We start from the raw sequence: 26,136 nt of genomic DNA, 5'->3' as shown, positions 1-26,136 counted from the left end.
TATCACCTTGGGTGGTAAAGATAAGACAGCTGTAGGTCTCCATAATGTTGCTGATGGTAAGATTGCCAAGGATTCACGTGATGTAATCACGGGTGGTCAGGTTAACACAATCGGTGAGGATGTTGCCAAATTTTTAGGTGGTAATGCCTCATTTGAGAAAGGTATTTTTAAAGGACCGATCTATAATTTATCCAGTATTACTACAGATGGTACGGCAACAGAAAAGTCATACAACGATGTTGGAACCGCTTTTGCTGGTCTTGATACAAATATCAAGAATGTGAACGCTCGCATTAAGGAAGTCTCTGAAGGTGTTGCACAAGATTCCTTGTTATGGAGTGATAAAGCCCATGCCTTTGTAGCGCAGCATGAAAAGAGGGAAGAACAAGCCGACGGCACAGTTGTAGTGACACAAGAAAACAGCAAGATCACATCGCTTGCGGCTGGCAAGATTGCAGCAGATTCAACGGACGCCATTAATGGCTCTCAGATTTATTCTATGAGTGAAATGGTTGGTAGTTATTTTGGCGGTGGCGCTGGATATGATAATGAAGGTAAATGGATAGCTCCTACTTTCACGATTAAGACTGTTAAGGATGATGGTACTGAAGAAGAGAAGAAGTATAATACTGTTGCAGAAGCTTTGGCTGATGTTGGTACATCTTTCACGAATGTTAAAAACGATATTACTAATGTGGTAAGTAATAGTCTTGTTAAGTGGAATGAAGAGCAGAAAATAATCAAGATTGGTGGCGAAAAAGAGGGTGGTGTGATTACTCTTGCCGATAATAAAAATACGGCGCGGACACTTTCTGGTGTGAAGGATGCAGAAAAGAACGACGAAGCAGTTAACAAGGGACAGCTTGATGAGAATGTGACAAAACTTTCTGATGACATTGAAGAAGTGCGTTCTGTGGCAGTTCTTTATGATGAGGAAGAAGCTTCAGAAGAGGTCAGTACACTTACCAGAACAGCACCTAAAATTAATAAGAATAGTGTGACTTTTGGAGATCCCAAAACAGGCACTGTTGCGTTGCATAATGTTGCCGCTGGTAAGATAGCCAAGGATTCACATGATGCTGTAAATGGTGATCAGCTTCATTCACTAGGCAATAACGTTGCTACCTATTTTGGTGGTGGTGCAACATTTGCAGATGGTGCTTTTACAGCTCCGACTTATAAGATCTCAAATGTTGCTGAAGATGGTAAGGCAACAGAAAAGTCATATAACGATGTTGGTTCAGCCTTTGCTGGTCTTGATACGAGTGTCAAGAATGTGAACACTCATCTAACGAATGTAGAAAATAAGTTTACCCAAAAGATCGATGATATTTCGAAAGAGGTTAAAGGTGATGCCTTGTTGTGGAGTGATAAAGTCCATGCCTTTGTAGCGCAGCATGAAAAGAAGGAAGAAAAAGAAGACAGCACAGTTGTAGTGACGCAAGAAAACAGCAAAATAACGTCTCTTGCAGCTGGAGCTGTCAGTGAAACTTCAACAGACGCCGTTAATGGCTCACAGCTTCATACATTAGGCACAGGGGTTGCTACATCTTTAGGGGGTGGTGCTGTCTATAAGGATGGGAAATGGACCGCTCCTAGTTTCAAGGTTAAAACAATCAAGGAAGATGGGAGTGCTGTTGAAGAGCAGAGCTATAATAGTGTAGCGGAAGCGTTTGCAGGCGTTGGCAGTTCTTTCACGAACATTCATAATGAGATTAACAAGGAGATTAGCAAAGTCGTAGGCGATAGCCTTGTTAAGCAGGATGAAACGACAAAGGTTATCAATATTGGTAAAGAAGTAGAAGGCAGTGAAATCAATATTGCCAATAAGACTGGTACGGATCGGACTCTTTCTGGTGTGAAGGCAGCGACCAAGGATAATGAAGCCGTTAACAAAGGTCAGCTTGAGAAAGGTTTAACGGATCTTTCCAACAGTCTTCAGTCTGATGAATCAGCAGTTGTTCATTACGATAAAAAGGATGATAAAATTGATTATGCGAATGTGACTTTAGGAAAAGCTAAAGATAAGACAGCTGTAGGTCTCCATAATGTTGCGGCTGGTAAGATAGCCAAGGATTCACATGATGCAATCACAGGTGGTCAGGTTAACACAATCGGTGAGGATGTTGCCAAGTTCTTAGGTGGAGATGCTGCATTTACAAATGGAGCTCTTACACAGCCAACCTATAAATTATCGCACATTGCCACAGATGGAGTTGTGACAGAGAGTTCGTTCCAAGGTGTTGGCACCGCTTTTGCAGGTCTTGATGATAATATCAAGACTGTGAACGCTCGCATTAAGGAAGTCTCAGAAGGAGTTGCGCATGATTCCTTGTTATGGAGTGATAAAGCCCATGCCTTTGTAGCGCAGCATGAAAAGAGGGAAGAAGGAGACGACGGCAAAGTTGTAGTGACGCAAGAAAACAGCAAGATCACATCACTTGCGGCTGGCTCTATAGTATCAGGCTCGAGTGATGCAGTAACTGGTGGACAGATTTATGAACTGCAAAAACAGTTTGCTGGCTATTTTGGTGGTGGTGCTGGTTATAATGAGAAAGGCGAATGGCAAGCTCCAAACTATAACTTATCTAGTATTGATAAAGATGGTAAGGTAACAGATAAATCACATACCGATGTTGGTTCTGCCTTTAAAGGACTTGATGATAATATCAAGACTGTGAACGCTCGCATTAAGGAAGTTTCAGAGGGAGTTGCACAAGATTCTTTATCATGGAGCAAGACTGAAGGTGCTTTTGTTGCCCTGCATGGGGAAGGTGATAACAGAAAAGCAAGTAAGATCACATCGCTTGCAGCTGGCTCTATAGCATCAGGCTCGAGTGATGCGGTTAATGGTGGTCAGATTTATTCATTGAATCAGACTCTAGCAAAGTATTTTGGTGGTGATGCTAAGTATGAAGATGACGAATGGAGCGAACCAACTTTCACGCTTAAAACCTACAATGCAGATGGTACGGAAGGTGATCCACAGGAGCATCATAATGTAACGGAAGCCTTTGCAGGAATTGATAAGAATTTCACAAATGTCGTCAATGATTTTAAAGAACAAGTCACGAACATCACAGAATCTATGCAAGGCGATGCGCTGTTGTGGAATGAAAGTGCAAAAGCCTTTGTAGCCAAGCATGGAGAAAAAGACGGTGAGAAGACAAACAGCAAGATCACATCGCTTGCAGCTGGTTCTATAGCATCAGGCTCGAGTGATGCGGTTAATGGTGGACAGATTTATGATCTGAATCAGTCGCTAGCAAAGTATTTTGGTGGTGATGCTAAGTATGATGGTGATGGCTGGGTTCTTCCAGGTTTCAAGCTAATGACTTTCCAAGAAGATGGCAGCTTTGAAGAGGAGGATTATGATAGCATTGCAGCCGCGTTTGCCGGTATCAATAAGGTCTTCAAGAATCTTCATAATGAGATTTCAGAAAATATTGAGCAAAATGCGTTGTTGTGGAGTGATGATGCGGGTGCGTTTGTAGCACAGCATGAGAAGGAAGGTAAAAAGGACAACAGCAAGATCACGTTCCTTGCGGAAGGAAAGATATCAGAAGATTCGACGGATGCGATTAATGGAGGTCAGATTTATACTCTTCAACAGACCTTTGCCTCATATTTTGGTGGAGGAGCTGGTTATGATAAGGAAGGAAACTGGCAAGGACCCAAATTCTACGTTCAGGTCTTTAATAAGGATGGTACGAAAGGTGATAAAGAGGAGCGTAATAATGTCTCTGAAGCATTTGATGTTGTTAATGACAGCATGAGCACTATCAACGATCGTATAAAAGAAGTTGAAAAGGATGTTGCGTCTAATGGTCTGAATTGGAATGAAGAAAAAGGAAGCTATGATGCTTCTCACGCTGATGATCAGGGCGTTAAGAGTCCTAGTAAGATTATCAATGTAGAGGACGGTAAGGTAGACAAAGATTCCAAAGAAGCAGTTAATGGAGGTCAGCTTTGGGAAACCCAGCAGATGATTACAGATCAGGTCAAGGATATTGAAACTAAAGTTACGGATGGATCTGTACAATATGATAAAGATGAAACAGGTAAAAAGACCAATACAGTTACGTTAGTTGGTGGAGATGACAGTTCTCCAGTGTTAATAGACAATGTAGCGGATGGAAAGATTGAAAAGGATTCGAAAGAAGCTGTTAATGGAGGTCAGTTACATGATTACACAGAACAGCAGATGAAGACGGTTCTTGAAGATGCCAATAAATATACGGATGAGAAAGTTAGTAGTCTTGTCAATAATGGCGTTAACGAGGCGAAATCCTATACGGATATGAAGTTTGAGACGCTAAATTATGCTATTGAGGATGTTCGCAAGGAAGCAAGACAAGCAGCAGCGATTGGTTTAGCGGTGTCCAACTTACGTTACTATGATATACCAGGATCTTTAAGTGTTTCATTTGGTAGTGGTTTGTGGCGCAGTCAATCCGCATTTGCTATTGGGGCTGGTTATACATCTGAAGATGGAAATATTCGCTCGAATGTATCTATTACGAGTGCTGGAGGTCACTGGGGGATAGGTGCTGGAATTACTCTGAGGTTGAGATGATAATAGAAAAAATGGCTGTTATTGTAAAAAAGAGAAGTATTTTAGTAAAGGTTCTGTTTGCTCTTGCCTTAATAGGCAAGAGCGAAAGCTCTGCTAACGAGAATGATAATATTTATACAGTGCATCCACCACACTTATCGATACCTAAGGGAGAACCTGGTGAAACACGTCGAATTATTATGCAGTTTTATGATTGGACTTTGATTTGTGACGAAAAACAAAAGCTTAAACATAAGCAAGGTATATGTAATGTGACACAGACTGTTCATGATCAAGAAGGAAATACCATTTTTAGTTGGTCTCTTGTGTCTACGACAAGTGGTCAAGCAGTGATGCTTTTTCGAACATTGCCAAATTCTGATATAAATGTTCCGATTCAAATGTTTGTAAAAGGTGTTAAAAAACCTGTTCTTATTCATTATACGCAATGCAATGAAACCGTTTGTTTGGCACAATCGCCTGTAGGGCCGGTTTTGACTAAACAAATAGAGCAGGACAATAAAGTACGTATTTCCTATAAACTTAAAGAAGGAAAGGTATTTTCTTTTACTGTACCATTTAAAGGGTTAAATGCGGCACTTAATTCTTTACGTCCTTAGAATCCATCGAGTATTTTTAACAAGAGTCATTTTTTCATAAATCGTTGTATTATATTTTTGAGTGTAAATTATAAGGTCAAATAAGTAAGAATTTTTATATAATATGATATCAAGGTGATTTATTGGAAAGAGTGAGAGTTTTATGAATATAAAGTCACAATAAGTTCTTTATATGTAATAGAAAATAAAGTTAGTATTTTCCATAAAGCTTAAAGAGTGATTTCGTGAGTTATTAGAAGTAAAAAAGATTAGAAATACTCGATTTAAAATAATTAAAAAGATAGCTTCCTTATAATAGTAAGTAGGCTAAATTCTTTTTTAAAGCTTTAAATGGATTTTTAGAGCGGTCTGATTAAGCATTAATATTTTTCAGATAAATTTATAATCCTAGAGAATTTTTTGAACGATAGTTTTAATTGGTATTCACAAAATAACAGCTATTGTAATTGCATTTTGTAGTACTACGGAACTTTTATTCCAGCATAATCAAAGCCATTTCATTGCATACAACAAACGAGGTTCGTGTGTGGATAACGAGATTGAAAAAAAGAAAAAATTTTTTATAAACCGTACTAATGTATAGGTTGTTGTGTCCTTAAGGGGCAGCAAATAGTATGATAATGTAAGTTTGTTACAATAGAAGTGTACTCCGTGTAAATGATATAAAGAAAAGAGCAAAATTTATAAAAATTGATGCGAACGTAAACGATTAATTTATAGTTTTAAGTTCATAAAGAGAAGCATGATTTCACGGAAACAACCAAAAGATTATACAAAAATCTGAATGATGCTAGTGTAGAAAATTTTAATGATAGGCAAAGAAAGAATGATTTCTTGTATTTATCATTTGATGCTGCATTATTGCTTTATTTAGGAATGAGAAGAAGAGTTTTCGCGTTTATTTATTGGGGGAACGCTCAAGGGATAAGAGAAATGACCCCGTTAAATTATGGTTCAAAAGAGTTAAAGCGAGGAGAAATATACGATACCAAAGCAGATCAGTTGTATGATCAGTGCGGTAGTAATACAAATAATCGTTCTGCATTGTCACGAACAGAAGCATACTCTGTTTTTGTTGATATAAAGAGACAACAGAGAAAAAAACATTATGAACAGAAACAGGCTTTTGTTCAATCTGAGACAGCTTTTGAGTTTCATAGTCAGATAATGATAGGTGCTCAAAAAACAACAAAACTCAAAGCGCCTTTTCTTCGACGGTTCCCTCCAGTAAAATCTCCACCTCTTTATGCGGCACTTGATCTCGGAACGAATAATTGTCGTCTTCTCATTGCATCTCCCAGTAAACCTGGATATTTTCGTGTTGTTGATGCTTTTTCTCGTATTGTAAGATTGGGAGAAGGTTTAATAAATAACGGTTTTCTTAATACACGAGCTATGGATCGTGCGATTGAAGCATTAAAGATTTGTCATCTAAAGCTAAAACAAAGGCATATTAAGCGTTATCGCTTGATTGCAACAGAAGCTTGTCGTTCTGCAGAAAATGGTAGACATTTTATTCAGCGTGTTTTGGAGGAGACAGGTCTTGAATTGGAAATTGTTGATCGGCAAACAGAAGCGCGTTTTGCTGTTACAGGGTGTAGTACACTTGTTGAACCAAATACTGACGCAATTGTGCTTTTTGATATTGGAGGAGGATCATCAGAAATTGTGCTACTTGATGTTTCTCAAAAGCGTTCTTTTCGTTTAGCTAGACAAATTATCGCTTGGACTTCTCTTCCTGTTGGTGTTGTTACGCTTTCTGAACGTTTTGGAGGGAATGATATTAGCTTAGATGATTTTGAAAAAATGAAAAGCTATGTGCGAGGGTTATTAAATAATTTTTCAGATCGTCATAAATTAGGAGAGTTAGCGCAAGGTTCGAAGTTTCATCTTTTGGGAACCTCCGGTACAGTTACGACTTTAGCAGGAATGTATCTTAATTTAGAGCGTTATGATAGGAAAAAAGTGGATGGCATTTGGATGAATGATGCAGACATTACTCTTATGACAAAACGCCTATTGTCATGGGATATAGAAAAACGTGTCGTAAGTCCTTTTATTGGGCGCGAGAGAGCAGATTTAGTTTTAGCTGGTTGTGCAATTTTAGATGTTATTCGGGAAGTTTGGCCAAGTCAGCGTTTAAGAGTTGCTGATCGTGGATTAAGGGAAGGAATTTTGATAGAGCTGATGTTGCGCGATGGGGTATGGTGTCGTCATAGAAAGAGCGGAGATTTAAAGCGTTAGAGAATTAAATATGGAGACAATGAATAACGATGAAAAAAACAACAAAAACACCGAGGGGTGGCTACGGAGGTTCAGGGTCACATGAATTATATCAGCGCGTAAAAAAGAAAGCAGGAACCATTAAAGCTTCATCACGACGATGGTTAGAGAGGCATCTGAATGATCCTTATGTCCATCAATCAAAAGTAGATGGTTATCGTTCGCGTGCGGCTTATAAACTCATTGAAATTAATGAGCGTTATAGGTTTTTGAAAAAAGGTCAAAAGGTTATTGATCTAGGAGCAGCACCTGGGGGATGGTGTCAGGTGGCTGAGCGTATAGTAGGGTCAAGTGATGAAGATCCTAGCGTTGTTGGTATTGATTATTTACATGTTGATCCATTGCCTAGAGTTGCCATGTTGGAAATGGATTTTTTGCATACAGATGCACCGCAGAAATTAATTGAAACTTTAGGGACAAAACCGGATGTGGTTCTTTCTGATATGGCAGCGCCAACAACAGGTCATCGTCAGACGGATCATTTAAGAACGATTTATTTATGTGAAGTTGCGGCTGATTTTGCTCTTTCGGTTCTTAAGCCTAGGGGACATTTTTTAGCAAAGGCTTTTCAAGGAGGAGCAGAAAACACTCTTCTCACGATACTAAAACAGCATTTTAAAAAAGTCTATCATGTTAAACCGCCTGCAAGCCGATCAGAATCAGTAGAGCTTTATCTTCTAGCACTTGAATTTAAGGGAAAAACAAAAATACAAGAATAGCGCCTTCTTTTAAGAAGATTTAACTTTACTTAACCTATTTAGATGTGATGATTTTTTCTCAAAGAGTTATCGGCGATATTGACAGTTTTTCTGTTATCAATGATGAAAAACTGGTAAAACTAATGTATTGCCTATAGAGGTAGAGAGATTGATTCCTCAGAGAGTGCTTCCAATGAAATTTCTTGATCAAGCTAAGGTTTATATTCGTTCTGGTAATGGAGGTTCTGGAGCAGTATCATTTCGTCGTGAAAAATTCATAGAATTTGGGGGACCTGATGGGGGGAATGGAGGACGGGGTGGTGATGTTTGGGCTCTTGTTGTTGATGGGCTTAACACGCTGATTGATTATCGCTACCAACAGCATTTTAAAGCAAAAACAGGGGGGCATGGCAAGGGTCGTAATATGACGGGTGAAAAGGGTGACGATGTCATCCTTAAAGTTCCGGTTGGGACGCAAATTTTTGAAGAAGATAATACAACGTTAATCTGTGATTTAACGGAAGTGGGACAGCGCTATCGTCTTGCAAAAGGAGGGAATGGCGGTTTTGGTAATCTTCATTTTACAACATCGACAAATCGGGCACCGCGTCGTGCAAATCCAGGTTTGGCTGGAGAAGAGCGCGCAGTATGGCTTCGCTTGAAATTAATTGCTGATGCTGGGCTTGTTGGTTTACCTAATGCTGGAAAATCAACTTTTTTAGCTTCTGTAACGGCTGCAAAACCAAAAGTTGCAGATTATCCTTTTACCACTCTACATCCTCATCTTGGTGTTGTACGTATTGATGGTCGTGAATTTGTTTTGGCTGATATTCCAGGATTAATTGAAGGAGCGCATGAAGGTGTGGGAATTGGAGATCGTTTTTTAGGACATGTAGAACGTTGTCGCGTACTGCTTCATCTGATTTCTTCTCAAGAAGAAGATGTAGCAAAAGCATATCAAATTGTGCGTCATGAACTTGAGGCATATGGAAATAATCTAAGTGATAAGACTGAAATTGTCGCTTTAAGCCAGATAGATACTCTGACAATTGAAGAGCGTAAAACGAAACAAGAAGCTTTGCAAAGAGCTGCGGGTCAACCTGTTATGATGTTTTCTGCGGTTAGCCGCGAAGGTTTAGAAAATGTGCTGCGGGCTGGTGCACATATTATTGAAATGTCAAGCAAAGAGGAGATCAGTGGGGATAGCAAGGTTGATTGAGATGGCTGTTGGATCGCAAAAACTTACACACTATAAACGTATTGTGGTCAAGATTGGATCTGCCCTTTTGGTTGATCCTCAGACAGGTTTACGGGTTGAATGGCTTAAAAGCTTGATCAGTGATGTTGTTGAATTGCACAAAAAAGGCGTAGAGATATTGTTGGTGTCTTCAGGCGCTATTGCTTTAGGAAGGACATTGCTACAGCTTCCTAAGGGCGTTTTGAAATTGGAAGAAAGTCAGGCATGTGCTGCTTTGGGGCAAATTGAGTTAGCAAAAACCTATGGTGATGCGCTTGCTCAACATGGGCTCAAAACAGGCCAAATTTTGCTCACTTTATTTGATACGGAGGAGCGAAGGCGTTATCTCAATGCACGTGCAACGATTGAGATGCTTTTATATTTGGGAGCTGTGCCTGTTATTAATGAGAATGATACTGTTGCAACAACTGAAATTCGTTATGGTGATAATGATCGTTTAGCTGCACGTGTGGCAACAATGGTGAGGGCAGATCTTTTAATACTTTTATCTGATATTGATGGTCTTTATACAAAGTCTCCCCATAGTGATCCTACGGCTGAATTTATACCTTTTGTTGCATCCATTACGCATGATATCGAAAAAATGGCAGATGTTGCTGCTTCAGAGTTTTCACGGGGAGGAATGAAGACTAAGCTTGATGCCGGAAAAATCGCTAATGCTGCTGGAACGGCGATGATTATCACCTCAGGCAAGCGTATGAATCCCCTTGCTGCAATTGACAAAGGTGAACGTAAGAGTTTTTTTGCGGCAAGTAAGAAATCTGTCAGTGCTTGGAAAACATGGATTTCTGGTCATTTAGATCCATCTGGTGTTTTGACGATTGATCAAGGAGCCATTAGGGCCCTTGAAACAGGAAAATCGTTATTAGCTGCAGGGGTTATTGCCGTTGAGGGAAATTTCCAGCGTGGGGATACGGTTGCAATTGTTGGTACAGATGGAGTTGAGATTGCGCGTGGACTTGTAAGCTATGACAAAGATGAGGCTGTACGCATTATAGGACATAAAAGTGAAGAAATTGAAGCTATTCTTGGGTATGAGGCGCGCTCTGCTATGGTGCATCGTAATGATATGATTGTACGTTGCTTGACCAATTCTGTTTAAAAAAGTTACTTTTGTTTTTATTGTTTTGGCAGAGTGGATGATACGATGACTTTAGAAGAACAAATGAAAGATATGGGACAAAAAGCGCGCTATGCTGCTGCAGCGTTGGCTGTTGCTTCTTCTGAGCAAAAGAACAATGCATTGGAAATGATCGCTTTAAGTCTGGAGGCTCAGTCAGATGAGATTTTACGGGCGAATTGTCAAGATTTAGAGAATGCTGCTCAGAATAATTTGAAAGCTGCAATGATTGATCGGCTAAAATTAGATGACTTGCGTTTACGTGCAATGATAGACAGTGTTCGCCAAGTTGCTCGTTTATCTGATCCTGTTGGACAGGTCATGAGCGCGTGGAAACGTCCAAATGGGCTTCATATAAGTCGTGTACGAACACCTCTTGGTGTGATTGGTATTATTTATGAAAGTCGTCCAAATGTTACAGTTGATGCGAGTTCTTTGTGCTTAAAAGCAGGCAATGCTGCGATTTTGCGTGGTGGTTCGGATAGCTTTCATTCTTCTCATGCTCTTCATGTAGCTTTGGTACAAGGTTTAGAGCGCTCTGGTTTACCCAAAGATGCTATTCAAATGGTTGGAACGACAGATCGCGCTGCCGTTGGGGAAATGCTCAAAGGATTGGATGGAGCGATTGATGTGATAGTACCACGTGGTGGAAAGAGCCTTGTTGCCCGCGTTCAGTCTGATGCACGTGTTCCAATTTTTGCTCATTTGGAGGGACTTTGTCATATTTATATTGATAAATCGGCAGATTTAGATATGGCACGCAATATTGTTTTAAATGCAAAGTTGCGGCGGACAGGGATATGCGGTGCTGTTGAGACAGTTCTCATTGACAGTCAGGCATTAAAAAAGTTTCTTCCTGTTTTAACTGCTTTACAGGAGAAGGGGTGTGAAATTCGTGCTACAGAAGATATTGTTTTTCTTATACCAGATGTCAAATTAGCTTCTGAAGAAGATTGGTCGCATGAATATCTTGATGCTATTCTTTCTGTTAAAACGGTTGAGGGTGTTGAGGGAGCCATTTCTCATATCAAGCGTTATTCATCAGGACATACGGAATCGATTATTGCTGAGGATTTGGAAGTGGTGAAGAATTTTTTTAATCATTTAGATTCAGCTATTTTGCTGCACAATGCGTCCACACAATTTGCTGATGGAGGTGAATTTGGTTTTGGAATGGAAATTGGTATTGCAACAGGAAAAATGCATGCACGTGGCCCGATAGGTGTTGAACAGCTAACTTCATTTCAATATCATGTTAAAGGAAATGGTCAGGTTAGAGCTTGAGAACACCATTTTTTCCATGGAAAAATTGTATGCCACATGTTGAAAGATCCAATGTTGTGGGTCTTTTTGGTGGTTCCTTTAATCCACCGCATGCAGGGCATCTTCTTGTTGCAAAAATTGCCATTCGGCGTTTGCATCTTGATCAGTTATGGTGGATGATCACTCCAGGAAATCCTTTAAAGGATCGTACACAGTTGCTCTCTTTAGAGGAGAGAATACAATTAAGTTTTAAACTTATTGACCATCCGAAAATTCGCCTAACAGGTTTTGAACAGGCTATAGGGAGCAAAGTATCAATAGATACAATTTTTCATATTCTTACCCATTACAGTGGCGTAAATTTTGTATGGATTATGGGGGCAGATAGTTTTACGACGATACATCATTGGTATCGATGGCATGATATCGTTTCTATGCTTCCTATTGCGATTATTGATCGTCCTTTAGGCAATCGGTCGGCACTTTCTTCTCCTATGGCACATATTTATCGTCGTTTTCGTTTGGATGAGAGAGAAAGTAAGCGATTACCTTTTATCAAGCCACCAGTTTGGACTTATTTGCATGGACCTTTATCTTTTCAATCTTCAACAAACCTGCGTTTGAAAAAGAATGATTTTTCTTGAACATTTCATAAGATTCTGCTTCTCTTTAGAGAAATCTCTTTTTAGATTCCACAATGATAAGAAAGGATATTGATCTGAAAAATATTGCACACAAACACTCTTACGATAGTATGCCTTCAAAAGAAAAAAAAGTTTTTTCTGTTAGAGAGAGTCTTGAAGTTATTCTCAAGAGCTTAGAAGATACAAAAGCAGAAGATATTGTTGCTATTGATATTCGGGGGAAGTCATCTTTGGCTGATTATATGGTCATAGCTTCAGCAAATTCGCAGCGTCATGTATCTTCTGTTGCTGATCATTTATTACATACTTGGAAAGATAGTGGGCAGGGGCTTGCGCGTGTAGAAGGGCTTGCTGGAGGTGACTGGGTATTGATTGATACAGGTGATATTATCATTCATCTTTTTCGTCCAGAAATTCGCCTTTTTTATAATTTAGAAAAAATATGGATGACTCCGGATTTAAACGATACAGTTTTGCTTCTCTTCGGAGATCATTAAAATGCAAATTTCTATTTTTGCGGTTGGTCGTATGAAAAGTGGGGCGGAGCAAAAATTAGTTCAGCATTATTTGGATCGTTTTTCTAAAATTTCTGGAGTTGTAGGCTTTCATTTAAAAAAGTTACAAGAGATACCAGAAAGTCGTGCTCAAACAGCGTGTCAACGTATGGAGGAAGAGGGGAGAAGACTTATTGAATTTTTACCTGAAAAATGTCGATTAATTGTGTTAGATGAGCGTGGAGAATCGATTTCTTCAATTTCTTTTTCTGAAAAATTGAGGTGTTATCGTGATGAAGGCATTCGAGATGTCGTCATTGCTTTAGGAGGACCTGATGGACATAATGAACAAATAAGGAAGCATGCTGATTTTCTTTTATCTTTTGGTTTGATGACGTGGCCACATCAAATCGCACGTATTCTTCTTACAGAACAACTTTACCGCGCTGTGACAATCGAAAATAATCATCCATATCATCGTTTTTAATATTTTTGTGCAATTTTTAGCACTTATTTATATATTTATTAATATTGTTTTAGCTGACACCATTTAAAGCATCTCTAATGTATACGATGAGGTGTCATGATTGGGCAAATGAAAAAGCTTCTTCATAGAAAGATGCTATATTTATATGGGGAGTGCGTGATATTTGTCATTTTGCTCTTGAGTATGTTTTTTTGCTTTTCTGTATCGCATGCGGAAGATACAATGAGGAGTACGGAAGCACATAAAGAATTAGGAGAAATTCGCCAAAACATTTCACTTTCGCGTGAGCGTGTTGCTTTTCTTACGCATCAGGTTGAGCATTTAAAAAAAGATCAACGTGTTTTGAGTGATGCACTCATAAAGGCGGCTAAAGAAGAACGTACAGTAGCAGATGATATTGCTAAAAGGGAAGAAAAGCTTAAAAAAATGATAGAAGAGCGGGTACAAGTCTATCAAAGTTTAAAAAGTCGTCGCACTGAATTTGCGGAAGTTCTTGCAATTTTGGAACGTATGGGATTGAATCCGCCTCCTGCTCTTATGATACAGCCAGAGGACGCGTTGGCTTCTATACGTAGTTCTGTTTTATTAGGTACTGTTATTCCTCAGATGCAAGAGAAAACACGAGATTTAACACAGAAACTCAAGGAGTTGACCAATTTGAGTAATTCCATTACTACGGAATATACGGCATTAAAGACAAAACTGCAAAATCAAGCAGAGCAGCGAAAACGTCTAGAGCTTTTATTAGACAAAAAAAACAAACTACAAAAAAAATCAGAAAAAGAACTTACAGAACAGCAACAAAAAAATATTGCTCTTGCTAAAAAAGCGCAGTCTTTGGAAGAATTGATTTTAGAGCTCGACCGTCAGTCAAAACTTAGCTCTGATGCATCAGTACAGGTACGGAAAAGTTTGCAATTGTTAGAACAGTCCAATTTTGAAAGCCGAAAAGGTTCTTTACTTTTTCCTGTTTCAGGAAAAAGAATACATCGCTCTAACAAAAATTCGCAGATTACGCGCTTTGGTGAAACGATAGAAACAGAGTCAGGAGCTGTTGTTATATCACCTGTAGATGCTTTTGTTGCTTTTGCTGGGCCATTTCGTTCTTACGGACAGTTAATTATTCTTAATGTTGGAAATGGTTATCATATTATTCTTACTGGAATGTCGAGAATTAATGTAAAACAGGGGCAGTTTGTCCTTTCTGGTGAGCCTCTGGGTATAATGGAGATGCAATTTATTTCAAACAGTGTTGCATTGGATATAGGAAAAACTTCTCCAATGCTTTACATTGAGTTTAGAAAGCAGGGAAAACCTGTAAATCCAACTCCTTGGTGGCAGACTGAAAAAATAAGAAGGAGCCAAAATGATTCGTAAAGTTATTCTTTTGGTCGCTGGGGTATTGCTCGGCGCCTGTTCAATGATTATGGTGCAGTCTGTTGCTGCGAATAATGAAGATAATGCATATAAAAAGCTAGCTATATTTGGCGATGTTTTTGAGCGCGTGCGTATGCAGTACGTTACAGTTCCAGATGATAAAAAGCTCATTGAAAATGCTATCAATGGCATGCTCACATCACTGGACCCTCATTCATCTTATTTGAATGCTGAAGAAGCCAAGGATATGCGGGATTCTACGAAAGGAGAGTTCGGAGGTCTTGGTATTGAGGTCACTATGGAAAAAAACTTGATTAAAGTTGTTTCACCAATGGATGATACTCCCGCTTCAAAAGCAGGTATTTTAGCAGGAGACCTTATTTCAAAAATTGATGATGTACAAACGAATGGTCAAACATTGAATGAAGCTGTTAATAAGATGCGAGGTGCTCCTGGAACACCAATTACCTTAACAATTATTCGTTCTGGCGTTGATAAGCCATTTGAAGTGAAGATTGTTCGTGATATTATCAAGGTAAAAGCAGTGAAGTATCGGGTTGAGGGCGATATTGGATATTTAAGAGTTATCCAGTTTTCTGAGCAGACATTAGGTAATCTTCTGGCGGCAATTAAAGATATCCAATCTAAAATTCCTGAAGATAAGCTAAAAGGTTACGTTCTTGATTTGCGACTTAATCCTGGTGGGCTTTTAGATCAAGCTGTTAATGTTTCGAGTGCTTTTCTCAATAAAGGTGAAATTGTGTCGACGCGTGGGCGCAAAAAGAGTGATGTGATAAGATTTGATGCGAAGCCAGGTGATGTTATCCATGGAAAACCGCTCATTGTCCTTATTAATGGTGGTTCGGCAAGTGCTTCTGAAATTGTTGCGGGTGCATTACAAGATCATCGTCGTGCAACAATTTTAGGGACGCAGTCTTTTGGTAAAGGATCTGTTCAAACAATTATTCCTTTGGGTGAAAATGGAGCTTTACGCTTAACAACAGCACTTTATTACACGCCATCTGGCACTTCTATTCAAGGAACAGGGATCACGCCTGATATTATTGTAGAGCAACCACTCCCTGAAAAATATAAGGGTTATGATGTAAAAGTTGGTGAGTCTGCATTAAAAGGACATATCAAAGGAAAACGAGAGAGTAATAAAGGATCTGGTTCAGCTGCTTTTGTTCCGAAAGACCCTAAAGATGATATTCAATTGAATGAGGCCTATAAGCTGTTACGAGGTGAAATGGCAAATGCAGCATTTCCACCAGATCCCAATAAGGATGTGTTAAAGTGAGAAATGATATCTATAGCTTGCGATTTTGAGGAATATTAAATGGATGCAGGTATTAATTTGAAGATTCTTCCATATCGCAAATGTGTTGGGATTGTTGTCTTTAATCATGAGGGTAAAGTTTGGGTTGGGCGTCGTTTAATGACGCCTATTCATGCAGAGACCGAGATATCTCATCGTTGGCAGCTTCCTCAAGGAGGGATTGATGAAGATGAAAAACCATTAGATGCAGCATATCGTGAACTTTATGAAGAAACGGGTATTCGATCTGTAAAGTTGATTAAAGAAGCACAAAATTGGTTCCACTATGATTTTCCACAAGAACTTATTGGGTGTACATTAAGCAATAAATATCGTGGACAAATACAAAAGTGGTTTGCTTTCCAGTTTACGGGAAAGCTTTCTGAAATTGCGATTAATCCGCCACCAGATGGCAATAAAGCGGAATTCGATCAATGGAAATGGATTGATCTAGAAACCCTTCCGTTGATCGCTGTTTCTTTTAAAAAGCATGTCTATATGAAAGTTGTCAGCGAATTTCGAGGTAGCCTTAGACCATTATAAAAGCTATATGATTATGAGAAAGCTTTTTTATTAAGACGCTTTATATCATTTATAAATAATAAACATGTTTCTCTTTTATGTAAAGAACAGGAATATAAAATGAAAAAATTATTTAATTTACTTATAGTTTTTACTCTCTTGAGTATTTCATCTGTTGCATTTGCAACAAATTCAAAAACTCCTGCATCAAAAGATGCGGCAGCGACATTGCCAAATGGAGCTTCTTCTTTGACTGAAACCTACGGTTTGTGGACTATTAATTGTGGTATACAAGAAGGGAAAAGAATTTGTTTTATGCACCGTCAAGAAGTGAATGATCAGGGGCGTGTTGTTGTGGCTATGAGCCTTATTCTCAATGCTGAGGGTGTTGTATCTGGTAATTTAACAGTTCCTTTTGGCATTTTGGTTTCTAAGCCTGTTCGTTTACAAGTTGATGAGGGAAAAGCTGTTATCGAAACTGGTATTCGGACTTGTGTACCAGCAGGTTGCATGGTTCCTGTCGTTTTTGACAAAAATCACGTAGCAGCTTTACGTTCTGGAAAACAGTTAAAGTTGGCGATGACAATTGCTGCTGCAGGTGAACCAGCTTTGAATGATTTATTTGTTCAGCTCAATGGTTTTAGCAGTGCTCTTAACCGTTTGACGGCTTTGCAGAAATAATTTTAAAAATAAAAGCGGCCTTTAAAAGGCCGTTTTTAGTTTGTTTGTTTTCTATATATTAATAATTAAAACGATGAGATTTAAGATTAATCCTATAAGGGATATTCAGATTTTTTGCTGTTTCTTCTATTTTCATATGCTATTTTTAATTTTGATATTTGTTTTCTAGCTGCATCGTCATTAAATAGAGAGATGAAGAATCTAGATGTCTGGTTTTTATTCAAGAAAAAAGAGTATTGAAGTATAAAACCATTTTTTGATACAAAAACCTGCTTTAATGAAGGTTTTCTATACGCTCTTCTGTTTCCTCGATTGAAAGGGATGACGCATGATTTATGCATTGCTTCGGACGATTGATTTGATTTTTAATATTTATATTGATATTTTAATCGCTAGTGTCATTTTTTCTTGGCTTTATGTCTTTAATATCATAAATTCGCGCAATCGCTTTGTTGTTTTGATAGGAAGCTTTCTAAATCGTCTTACAAATCCGGTTCTAAGCCGTGTCCGGCAAATTTTACCAAATTTTGGAACAATTGATATTTCACCTATTGTAGTGTTCATTATTATTTATTTTATTCGTACTTTCATGTGGCGCGTTTACGCAAACATGTATTTATAGAAATATTACTTGAGGCGAATACATGTTTTATCAAGTTGATAAAAATAACTTGATTTTGTTTGTATATCTCATTCCCAAATCATCCGTTGACAAAATAATAGGGGTTGAATGTAGGGATGGTGAAAAACAATATCTGGTTATACGCCTTCGTGCTGTTCCTGAAGATGGAAAAGCGAATAAAGCTCTCATTAAATTTCTTGCGAAGCAGTGGAAAATACCATCTTCTTCTATTTCTCTGAAAAATGGCGCAATATCTCGCTACAAACAACTTTACTTTTCAACACATGTAGAAGAGCTAAAGCAGATATGGCAATCCTTTAGAGATTGCATCTCGTAGAAAAAATAAATAATAAAGCCTATTAAAAAAACAGGCTTTATTTTATTAAAATCGTTATATTTTTTCATTGCGCTCAACAGCTTTCTTAATTAATTCATGAGCAAAGTTTTTATCACGCCATCCTTCAATTTTAGCCCATTTTCCAGGTTCCAGATCTTTGTAATGCTTGAAGAAATGTTCAATTTGTTTGAGTGTAATCTCGGGAAGATCTGTATAGTCATGAATATTAATATAGCGTTTTGTTAATTTTGGAGTGGGAATGGCAATAATTTTTTCATCTTTACCACCATCATCTTCCATCATCAGAGCTCCGATGGGGCAAACATTGATAACACAACCAGGCATAAGTGGACGGGTATTACAGATAAGGACATCAATAGGATCACCATCATCTGAAAGTGTATGAGGGACAAAACCGTAATTTCCAGGATAAACCATTGATGTATGAAGAAAACGGTCAACAAATAATGCGCCCGACTTTTTATCCATCTCATATTTTATTGGTTGACCACCAAGGGAGACTTCCACAATAACGTTAATATCTTCTGGTGGATTTTTGCCTACAGGTATTTCCTTAATATTCATAGAGACATCCTTTCTGGGATATAGTGAGGCTCAATACAATTAAATATTTTACCAAAGAGATTATCAAATTAGCTTAAAATTGATGCACGTGTTTTTTCAAAACGTTTACGTTCATTAGGATCAAGATAGAGTTTGCGGAGACGAATATTTTTAGGGGTTACCTCCACAAGTTCATCATCTTGTATCCACGATAAGGCACGTTCTAATGTCATTCTAATGGGAGGCGTTAGCTTTACGGCTTCATCTTTTCCGGAAGCGCGCATATTGGTGAGTTTTTTTCCTTTTAACACATTAACTTCTAGGTCATTATCTCGTGAGTGGATGCCAATAATCATACCTTGATAGACTTTCACACCCGCATCGATGATCATAGGTCCACGATCTTCAAGATTAAAAAGAGCATAAGCGACAGATTCACCATTGTCATTTGAAATCATAACACCATTAACGCGACCAGCAATGTCTCCTTTATAAGGTTCATAAGCATGGAAAAGGCGATTCATAATTGCTGTACCACGTGTATCCGTTAAAAGTTCAGATTGATAACCAATGAGTCCTCTGGTTGGCGCATAAAAAACAAGTCGGACACGATTACCCCCAGAAGGGCGTAATTCCACCATTTCGCCCTTACGTTCAGACATTTTTTGTACAACAGTACCGGAATATTCTTCATCAACATCGATAACAACTTCTTCGATTGGTTCAAGAGTTATTCCATTTTCATCTTTTTGCATAACAACACGTGGGCGTGAAACACTAAGCTCAAATCCTTCACGGCGCATATTTTCAATGAGAACTGCAAGCTGTAATTCTCCTCGTCCTGAAACGTAGAAAGAATCTTTATCGGCTGATTCTTCAATTTTAAGAGCGACGTTGCCTTCTGCTTCTTTTAACAATCGGTCACGAATGACACGACTTGTTACTTTATCGCCTTCAGTTCCAGCAAGGGGACTATCGTTGACGAGAAAACTCATAGTAACAGTAGGAGGATCAATTGGTTGGGCAGTAAGGGGTTCATTAACAGTAGGATCACAGAAAGTATCAGCAACGGTACCTTTTTGTAGACCTGCAATCGCAACAATATCACCAGCACTTCCTTCTTCAATAGGTTGCCGTTCTAAGCCACGAAATGCTAAAATCTTTGAAATACGCCCAGTTTCTAAAAGTTTTCCATCTTGTCCAAGAACCTTGACATTTTGGTTGGGTCTTAGAGAGCCAGAATGAATCCGCCCTGTAATAATTCGTCCCAAAAACGGATCTGCTTCAAGAATAGTTCCAATCATGCGAAACGGTCCTTCTGCTACACTAGGAGAAGGGACATGCTGCGTCACAAGATCAAATAAAGGACTTAATCCCTGATCTTTTGGTCCCTCGGGGGCTTCAGCCATCCATCCATCGCGTCCAGATCCATAAAGAATAGGAAAATCAAGCTGTTCGTCTGTTGCATCAAGAGCAGCGAAAAGGTCAAAAACCTCATTAATGACTTCATCAACGCGTGCATCAGGTCGGTCAATTTTATTAATAGCAACAATAGGGCGCAATCCCACTTTCAATGCTTTGCCAACGACAAATTTTGTTTGTGGCATTGGTCCTTCAGCAGCATCAACAAGTACAATGGCTCCATCAACCATATTTAGAATGCGTTCAACTTCTCCACCAAAGTCGGCGTGCCCTGGTGTATCAACAATATTAATTCGAGTATCTTTCCAAACAACAGATGTCACTTTCGCTAGGATTGTAATTCCGCGTTCTTTTTCAATATCGTTTGAATCCATCATACGTTCACTTGTACGCTGATTATCACGGAAGTTTCCTGATTGCTTGAGTAGTCCGTCTACAAGCGTTGTTTTCCCATGGTCAACGTGGGCAATGATGGCAATGTTACGCAATTGCATAAATTTTCTTCTTTTCGTTTAATGAAATTTCATTTGAGGCAGAGTCTTTACATTCTTTGCCTGACTATTACAAAACCTTTTACATGTTTTTTTATAATTTTGGAAGATGGAGGTAATATTTTTATGGTAAAACTATTCATCCAAGTCTTTAAGGCTCTATTAAGCTTCAATTACTGGAGCTTCGTAAAAAGTTTTTTATAGTACGGATGTTTTATTCTCGAGCTAAGAATTGTCCATAAAAATCACTGTCAATTTGATTTTTATCAATATGATGTAAGGAATTTATATGAACGCTTGTAAGAATAAGTAAGTATAAAGCTAGCTGTATTATTGTTGTAGTTTTGCAAAGAGATTGATAAAAATCCGGAAGATCTCTCAATCCATAGCCAATTTATTGACGATTGTACGACATTTTTATTCTAATAAAGCTTTTTCTTATTCTATTTCTATAACTTGTCAATCAAAATCCAGATCTAATGCAACCGTGTATTTGAGGTAAATATTGAGACGATTAAGCATTTTATAAGAAGTTCTAGCTTTTGTATGCCAGATTGGGTCAATAGTTATATCTGTTTTATTTATTTATGAAACCGGAATACAGTCTTATTTAGAAGGAATATGAAGGCATCAAAAGAAAATTCTTATCTTTGCCGTTAAGACAAATTTATGCTTTCAAAAGCATCTAAGCAATATCTTTAAAACCATGAAGATAGTGCATTGCCTCACACTTTTGTTAATCGCATTCTCTAATAGGAGTATGCGTTTCATGCCAAACAGAACGCTTTAAACAGAATAGACTTGTTGTTGCATATTCATGTACTTAAGAGAGATTTTTGAACGTACACTACATCCATTTCATGATAGGGCTCATAAATGATATAATATACGCGAATAGTATACTATCAACACCGTTGTGAAGAAATATAAAGCCTATTGAGCATATCATTATTATTCTTTCTCAGCTGTCAATATTGCAACAGTTTTTGATGCGAGAGAGAGGATATAAAGAAGTATTTAATTTTTTCTTGAATAGTTTTTAGCTATACACCAATCTCGTTTGTGACAGGCAAGAAGATAACTTTGATTCATTTAATATGAGAAGCTTTATGATGAGGCAAATTTACGATATTCGGAGCTGTTATTCAATAAAAATAATAAATTGTCTATGGAGCGATGCGCTAGAAAATAAATTAATGGAGCTTATTCTCTTCTGGAAAGATCTTAGGTTACATGACAAAGTCTTTCCAGAAGAAAGAGTTTTTACTTTACATGTTTAAAGAAGAGTTCCTGACAAAATGATGGAAGCTACAGAAAAATAGATTATAATGCCCATGACATCTACTAAAGTTGCCACAAAAGGCGCAGAAGCACTTGCTGGATCAAATTTTAAACCTTTAAGAATAAAAGGCAGCATAGATCCAGAAAGAGAACCAAAGGTAACGATTCCGACTAAAGCTGTACCTACTGTTGTCGAAACAGCAATCCAATGTTGCCCATAGTCGTAGATACCGAATTGTTGCCAAAGAGCAATGCGCGTAATGCCAATAATTCCGAGTAAGAGACCAAGAGATAGTCCTGTTGGAATTTCACGAATGAACACTTTCCACCAGTCTTTCAACGTGAGTTCACGTAAAGCCAATGCACGGATAATAAGGGATGTAGCCTGTGAGCCGGAATTTCCTCCTGAGCTCATAATGAGAGGTATGAACAGTGTAAGAATAATCGCTTTTTCGAGTTCTGTTTCGAAATGTTGCATAGCACTTGCTGTCAGCATTTCACCGACAAAGAGTAAAGCGAGCCATCCGCCGCGTTTTTTCATCATTTCAGGAAACTTAATTTGCATATAGGGCTTATTAAGCGCTTCCATACCCCCAAATTTATAGGCATCTTCATTCATCTCATCAACCATAGTATCAAGCACGTCATCGACGGTTACAATGCCAATGACATGGTTACTTTCATCAACTACAGGCACAGAGAGAAGATCATGGCGCTGGAAAAGGCGTGCGATGTCTTCATGATGTGTGAAGGGCGATATTGTAATGGGCGAGTCATGGGTAGGGACATTAAGAATTTGTTCATCAGGTGAGGCAAGAATAAGGTTACGCAGTGAAACAGCTTTGAGAAGAATACCTGTTTTAGGGTCAATTACATAGCTGGTATAAACGGTTTCACGTGTTCGCTCGACCTCACGAATGTGATCCAAAGTTTTTTGTATAGTCCAGTTTGAAGGAACGGCTATAAACTCTGTTGTCATCAGTGCCCCTGCTGTATGATCAGGATAACTGGTGAGTTTCTTAAGTTCAGCGCGCGTTAAGGGTTTAAGCAAGGCATAAAGTCGTGTGCGGGTTTCTTTATCCATTTCTTGAAAGACGTCTGCAGCAGCATCGGCAGACATGCCATCAAGAATTTCAACAGCACGATTTATAGGGAGAAGTTCTAGGATGGAAGCAGGTTGCTCAAGCTCGGGTTTATCAAAAAGTTCGATAACATAATCAAGAGGCAGAAGACTAAGAATGGTTACACGTTCCATGATATCGAGGTCATTGATGATATCAATAGAGTCTGCAAAATGCTGATTTTTTAACTTTTCAGCGAGAGCTTCAGGAGAAAAATTTTTGAAGTCGAAGGTCGTTTTAATTTCAGTCATGATAAAGTACCTCCTGAAGAGTTGGAGAGTTGTAAATCTAGATAATAGATGAGATAAAAACAAAAGTTTATGGAAGATTTAAAAAAAACTCCCCAGCTATATTCCCAATTGTTAATATTTGAAGTAAAGTCAAGGGTGAATTATAAGTTATAAACAAGTTTCTGAATCACTAAAACGAGAATACAGCTTAATTTGAGGATAATATAATATAAAAATCAGTTCTGATTTTTACCATCATTTCTTTAATGTAGTTTTGTGATTTTCAAAAGAATCTACAGCAATATTTTGTAAAGAGTGGAGATTATGCCTTTCTTCAAGTGTTTTTATTAATATGCAATTCTATTGTGGTGTGCGAGCGAATAATCTTTATTTCTCCAATATAATATGTTTTGAAATGAAAGAATTTTACGATTTCTAGTTTTTTATTCAATAGCGTTTGGAAAGGTCGTTTTGAAACTCACGAAATAGTTTTAGTATATTATCAATTTGTGTCGTAAAGATAATCGTTACAGCTTAAATTTATAATGGAGACATAAAGTATTATGACAAAAGCAGCAATGCTGGACTGGAAGGGATTTTCAGGTCTTCCTGATTTTTCTTCTATCAGTGATGAAGATTTTAAACCCGCTTTTGAACAGGCACTTCAAGAAGCCGAAGAAGAACTAGAGGCGATTGCGATGGTGCAAGAACCACCAACGCTTGAGAATTTTTTGCAGCCTTTTGAGCTTTGTGGCAAAGCGCTTGATCGTGTCTGTTCAATATTTTTCTTGCGCACCAGTGCTCATACGAATGTATTAATTCAACAGCTAGAGCAAGAGTTCGTTGTAAAACTTTCTCGGTATTCTTCAAAAATGATGATGGATGCACGGATATTTGCGAAAATAGATGCGCTTTATAAACAGTCGCAGCTGGGCATATTTGAGAGTGAAACAACACGTGTTCTTGAATTATGGTGGAAAAAGTTTGTTTGTCGTGGGGCAAAACTCGATGAAAAAGCTAAGAAACGGCTTTTGGAAATTAATGAAAGACTTGCTTTTTTAAATGCTACTTTTGGACAAAATGTCTTAAATGATGAAGCTGAATGGATTCTGTTTTTAAAACAGACCGACTTATCTGGTTTACCGCAAGATCTCATTGATTCAATGAAGGAAATTGCGTGTGAAAGAGGTAATGAAGAAGCGTATGCATTAACACTAGCACGTTCGATTGTTGAACCTTTTTTAAAATTCTCTGATCGTCGTGATTTGCGTGAGGTTGCATTCCAAGCTTGGGCTAAACGTGGTGAAAATAATAACAAGAATGATAATAAAACAATTATTGTAGAGATTGTTGCGCTTCGAGATGAGCAGGCTAAATTATTAGGATATAAATCTTTCGCAGATTTGAAACTCGATAATACCATGGCTAAAAGTGTTGATTCCGTTATGGATTTGCTTATGCCTGTATGGGAGCGCGCAAGAGCGAAGGCTTCTACTGAGCAAATTGAATTACAAAATTTTGCCAACAATCAGGGCAGCAATGAATCTTTAGCGGCTTGGGATTGGCGTTATTATGCTGAAAAACTTCGCACTGAAAAACTTTCTTTCGATAGCGCTGAGATTAAATATTATTTTCAGCTTGATCGTATGATTAAAGCGGCTTTTGGGGTAGCAGAAAAACTCTTTGGCATTACATTTGAAGAAAAAAACGCTGTTGCACTTTGGCATCCTGATGCACGTTTGTGGGAAGTAAAAAAGTCTGATGGAAGTCTACTTGGGCATTTCATTGGTGATTATTTTGCACGTTCTTCAAAACGGTCCGGTGCGTGGATGAGTAGCTTGCAATCACAATATAAATTGGATGGCGGACAAAAGCCTATTATCTACAATGTTTGTAATTTTGCTAAACCTTCTAAAGGGGAGGTTGCTCTTTTATCACTCGATGATGCGCGTACGCTTTTCCACGAATTTGGGCATGCATTGCATGGTTTGCTTTCTGATGTCACATGGCCATCTGTATCGGGAACATCGGTTTCGCGTGATTTTGTTGAGCTGCCTTCTCAACTTTACGAACATTGGTTAACTGTACCAAAGATTTTACAAACTTATGCTACGCATGCAAAAACAGGACATCCTATGCCGCAAGTATTAATGGATAAGGTTTTGTCAGCACAGACATTTAATGCTGGCTTTGCTGCAGTTGAATTTACTTCATCAGCTCTTGTAGATATGGCTTTTCATAAAGGACAAAAGGTAACTGATCCAACAGTGTTTGAACGCCAAGAATTAGAAAAGCTGCAAATGCCTGATACAATTATTATGCGCCATCGTCCTCCACATTTTACGCATATATTTTCAGGTGATGGTTACGCCGCTGGTTACTATTCTTATATGTGGTCGGAAGTCCTTGATGCTGATGCTTTTCAGGCTTTTGAAGAAACGGGAGATGTTTTTAATTCAGAGCTTGCTGATAAGTTGAAACGTTTTATTTACTCTGCTGGGGGAAGTCGTGATCCAGAGGAGCTTTATAAAGCTTTTCGGGGACGGATGCCTTTACCAGAGGCAATGATTAACAAACGTGGACTATAAGATATAACGGTATGGTTAATACCATGCCGTTTTCATATTATTCGAAAAATGCAGTTGTGATTTATGCAAATTTTCTCTTCACCATAGCTCTGTAAACAGAGTTTTTTATCTTATTTGCTTTTTGTTTACGGAGGAAATTAGATTTTGTATTTTAAAGAGA

At 38.3% G+C, this 26,136-nt stretch carries 20 protein-coding genes; 17 read left to right on the top strand and 3 right to left on the bottom strand.

What is annotated here, in order from left to right:
* The 16 genes from ACFIKQ_RS04925 to ACFIKQ_RS04850 form a co-directional block, all read left to right on the top strand.
* Positions 1 to 4,576 (top strand): YadA-like family protein (locus ACFIKQ_RS04925; RefSeq protein WP_375656069.1); only part of this gene is annotated, 4,576 nt, incomplete at its 5' end.
* Positions 4,573 to 5,175 (top strand): invasion associated locus B family protein, encoded by a 603-nt coding sequence (locus ACFIKQ_RS04920; RefSeq protein WP_375644660.1) that lies wholly within the window; start codon positions 4,573 to 4,575, stop codon positions 5,173 to 5,175. The genes ACFIKQ_RS04925 and ACFIKQ_RS04920, both read left to right, overlap by 4 nt.
* A gap of 933 nt (positions 5,176 to 6,108) precedes the next feature.
* Positions 6,109 to 7,419: a Ppx/GppA phosphatase family protein gene (locus ACFIKQ_RS04915; protein WP_375647159.1), complete on the top strand. Its 1,311-nt coding sequence runs from the start codon at positions 6,109 to 6,111 to the stop codon at positions 7,417 to 7,419.
* 29 nt (positions 7,420 to 7,448) lie between these two features.
* Positions 7,449 to 8,177: an RlmE family RNA methyltransferase gene (locus tag ACFIKQ_RS04910; protein WP_375656068.1), complete on the top strand. Its 729-nt coding sequence runs from the start codon at positions 7,449 to 7,451 to the stop codon at positions 8,175 to 8,177.
* A gap of 172 nt (positions 8,178 to 8,349) precedes the next feature.
* Complete coding sequence (gene obgE, locus ACFIKQ_RS04905; RefSeq protein WP_375656067.1) at positions 8,350 to 9,375, top strand: GTPase ObgE; 1,026 nt, start codon at positions 8,350 to 8,352, stop codon at positions 9,373 to 9,375.
* 1 nt (position 9,376) lies between these two features.
* Positions 9,377 to 10,516, top strand: a complete 1,140-nt coding sequence (gene proB, locus ACFIKQ_RS04900; RefSeq protein ID WP_375636033.1) for a glutamate 5-kinase — start codon at positions 9,377 to 9,379, stop codon at positions 10,514 to 10,516.
* Positions 10,517 to 10,561: 45 nt separating this feature from the next.
* Positions 10,562 to 11,818 carry a glutamate-5-semialdehyde dehydrogenase gene (locus ACFIKQ_RS04895; RefSeq protein WP_375656066.1) on the top strand — a complete coding sequence of 419 codons (1,257 nt, stop codon included), beginning with the start codon at positions 10,562 to 10,564 and terminating at the stop codon, positions 11,816 to 11,818.
* Positions 11,819 to 11,847: 29 nt separating this feature from the next.
* A complete protein-coding gene (locus ACFIKQ_RS04890; protein ID WP_375656065.1) occupies positions 11,848 to 12,441 on the top strand; it encodes a nicotinate-nucleotide adenylyltransferase in 594 nt (197 codons plus the stop codon).
* A 53-nt stretch (positions 12,442 to 12,494) separates the two neighbouring features.
* Positions 12,495 to 12,938 carry a ribosome silencing factor gene (rsfS, locus tag ACFIKQ_RS04885; RefSeq protein WP_375656064.1) on the top strand — a complete coding sequence of 148 codons (444 nt, stop codon included), beginning with the start codon at positions 12,495 to 12,497 and terminating at the stop codon, positions 12,936 to 12,938.
* Between the two features lies 1 nt (position 12,939).
* Complete coding sequence (rlmH, locus tag ACFIKQ_RS04880) at positions 12,940 to 13,422, top strand: 23S rRNA (pseudouridine(1915)-N(3))-methyltransferase RlmH (RefSeq protein WP_375636030.1); 483 nt, start codon at positions 12,940 to 12,942, stop codon at positions 13,420 to 13,422.
* Positions 13,423 to 13,518: 96 nt separating this feature from the next.
* Entirely contained in the window at positions 13,519 to 14,799 is a 1,281-nt protein-coding gene (locus tag ACFIKQ_RS04875) for a murein hydrolase activator EnvC family protein (protein WP_375656063.1), read from the top strand.
* Positions 14,789 to 16,099 (top strand): S41 family peptidase, encoded by a 1,311-nt coding sequence (locus tag ACFIKQ_RS04870; RefSeq protein ID WP_375644656.1) that lies wholly within the window; start codon positions 14,789 to 14,791, stop codon positions 16,097 to 16,099. The genes ACFIKQ_RS04875 and ACFIKQ_RS04870 overlap by 11 nt, the downstream gene beginning before the upstream one ends.
* Before the next feature lie 39 nt (positions 16,100 to 16,138).
* The gene (locus ACFIKQ_RS04865; protein WP_375636027.1) at positions 16,139 to 16,660 is read left to right on the top strand and encodes an RNA pyrophosphohydrolase; all 522 of its coding nucleotides are present in this window, start codon (positions 16,139 to 16,141) and stop codon (positions 16,658 to 16,660) included.
* A 99-nt stretch (positions 16,661 to 16,759) separates the two neighbouring features.
* Positions 16,760 to 17,320 (top strand): invasion associated locus B family protein, encoded by a 561-nt coding sequence (locus ACFIKQ_RS04860; RefSeq protein WP_375644655.1) that lies wholly within the window; start codon positions 16,760 to 16,762, stop codon positions 17,318 to 17,320.
* A 328-nt stretch (positions 17,321 to 17,648) separates the two neighbouring features.
* Positions 17,649 to 17,942, top strand: coding sequence for a YggT family protein (locus tag ACFIKQ_RS04855; protein ID WP_375647153.1), 294 nt, complete (start codon positions 17,649 to 17,651; stop codon positions 17,940 to 17,942).
* A gap of 22 nt (positions 17,943 to 17,964) precedes the next feature.
* Complete coding sequence (locus ACFIKQ_RS04850) at positions 17,965 to 18,279, top strand: DUF167 domain-containing protein (protein WP_375656062.1); 315 nt, start codon at positions 17,965 to 17,967, stop codon at positions 18,277 to 18,279.
* A 54-nt stretch (positions 18,280 to 18,333) separates the two neighbouring features.
* Here the strand turns inward: ACFIKQ_RS04850 and ppa are convergent, their stop codons facing one another.
* The 3 genes from ppa to mgtE all read right to left on the bottom strand — a co-directional run bounded on the left by ppa (position 18,334) and on the right by mgtE (position 23,409).
* Positions 18,334 to 18,864 carry an inorganic diphosphatase gene (ppa, locus tag ACFIKQ_RS04845; protein ID WP_375656061.1) on the bottom strand — a complete coding sequence of 177 codons (531 nt, stop codon included), beginning with the start codon at positions 18,862 to 18,864 and terminating at the stop codon, positions 18,334 to 18,336.
* A gap of 68 nt (positions 18,865 to 18,932) precedes the next feature.
* A complete protein-coding gene (gene typA / locus ACFIKQ_RS04840; protein ID WP_375644652.1) occupies positions 18,933 to 20,759 on the bottom strand; it encodes a translational GTPase TypA in 1,827 nt (608 codons plus the stop codon).
* A 1,273-nt stretch (positions 20,760 to 22,032) separates the two neighbouring features.
* Positions 22,033 to 23,409, bottom strand: a complete 1,377-nt coding sequence (gene mgtE / locus ACFIKQ_RS04835; RefSeq protein ID WP_012754587.1) for a magnesium transporter — start codon at positions 23,407 to 23,409, stop codon at positions 22,033 to 22,035.
* 542 nt (positions 23,410 to 23,951) lie between these two features.
* Here mgtE and ACFIKQ_RS04830 point away from each other — a divergent pair.
* Positions 23,952 to 25,976, top strand: coding sequence for a M3 family metallopeptidase (locus tag ACFIKQ_RS04830; protein WP_375656060.1), 2,025 nt, complete (start codon positions 23,952 to 23,954; stop codon positions 25,974 to 25,976).
* Positions 25,977 to 26,136 lie beyond the last annotated feature (160 nt).

Source organism: Bartonella sp. MR63HLJHH, from assembly GCF_042194155.1.
Classification (GTDB): Bacteria; Pseudomonadota; Alphaproteobacteria; order Rhizobiales; family Rhizobiaceae; genus Bartonella; species Bartonella grahamii.
Note: the sequence above shows the minus strand (reverse complement) of the source record. Positions and strands in the feature narration are given on the sequence as shown.

Coding starts and splice junctions, on each gene's coding strand:
- ACFIKQ_RS04920 (WP_375644660.1), top strand. CDS start 4,573: ATGATAATAGAAAAAATGGCTGTTATTGTAAAAAAGAGAAGTATTTTA.
- ACFIKQ_RS04915 (WP_375647159.1), top strand. CDS start 6,109: ATGACCCCGTTAAATTATGGTTCAAAAGAGTTAAAGCGAGGAGAAATA.
- ACFIKQ_RS04910 (WP_375656068.1), top strand. CDS start 7,449: ATGAAAAAAACAACAAAAACACCGAGGGGTGGCTACGGAGGTTCAGGG.
- obgE (WP_375656067.1), top strand. CDS start 8,350: ATGAAATTTCTTGATCAAGCTAAGGTTTATATTCGTTCTGGTAATGGA.
- proB (WP_375636033.1), top strand. CDS start 9,377: ATGGCTGTTGGATCGCAAAAACTTACACACTATAAACGTATTGTGGTC.
- ACFIKQ_RS04895 (WP_375656066.1), top strand. CDS start 10,562: ATGACTTTAGAAGAACAAATGAAAGATATGGGACAAAAAGCGCGCTAT.
- ACFIKQ_RS04890 (WP_375656065.1), top strand. CDS start 11,848: ATGCCACATGTTGAAAGATCCAATGTTGTGGGTCTTTTTGGTGGTTCC.
- rsfS (WP_375656064.1), top strand. CDS start 12,495: ATGATAAGAAAGGATATTGATCTGAAAAATATTGCACACAAACACTCT.
- rlmH (WP_375636030.1), top strand. CDS start 12,940: ATGCAAATTTCTATTTTTGCGGTTGGTCGTATGAAAAGTGGGGCGGAG.
- ACFIKQ_RS04875 (WP_375656063.1), top strand. CDS start 13,519: ATGATTGGGCAAATGAAAAAGCTTCTTCATAGAAAGATGCTATATTTA.
- ACFIKQ_RS04870 (WP_375644656.1), top strand. CDS start 14,789: ATGATTCGTAAAGTTATTCTTTTGGTCGCTGGGGTATTGCTCGGCGCC.
- ACFIKQ_RS04865 (WP_375636027.1), top strand. CDS start 16,139: ATGGATGCAGGTATTAATTTGAAGATTCTTCCATATCGCAAATGTGTT.
- ACFIKQ_RS04860 (WP_375644655.1), top strand. CDS start 16,760: ATGAAAAAATTATTTAATTTACTTATAGTTTTTACTCTCTTGAGTATT.
- ACFIKQ_RS04855 (WP_375647153.1), top strand. CDS start 17,649: ATGATTTATGCATTGCTTCGGACGATTGATTTGATTTTTAATATTTAT.
- ACFIKQ_RS04850 (WP_375656062.1), top strand. CDS start 17,965: ATGTTTTATCAAGTTGATAAAAATAACTTGATTTTGTTTGTATATCTC.
- ppa (WP_375656061.1), bottom strand. CDS start 18,864: ATGAATATTAAGGAAATACCTGTAGGCAAAAATCCACCAGAAGATATT.
- typA (WP_375644652.1), bottom strand. CDS start 20,759: ATGCAATTGCGTAACATTGCCATCATTGCCCACGTTGACCATGGGAAA.
- mgtE (WP_012754587.1), bottom strand. CDS start 23,409: ATGACTGAAATTAAAACGACCTTCGACTTCAAAAATTTTTCTCCTGAA.
- ACFIKQ_RS04830 (WP_375656060.1), top strand. CDS start 23,952: ATGACAAAAGCAGCAATGCTGGACTGGAAGGGATTTTCAGGTCTTCCT.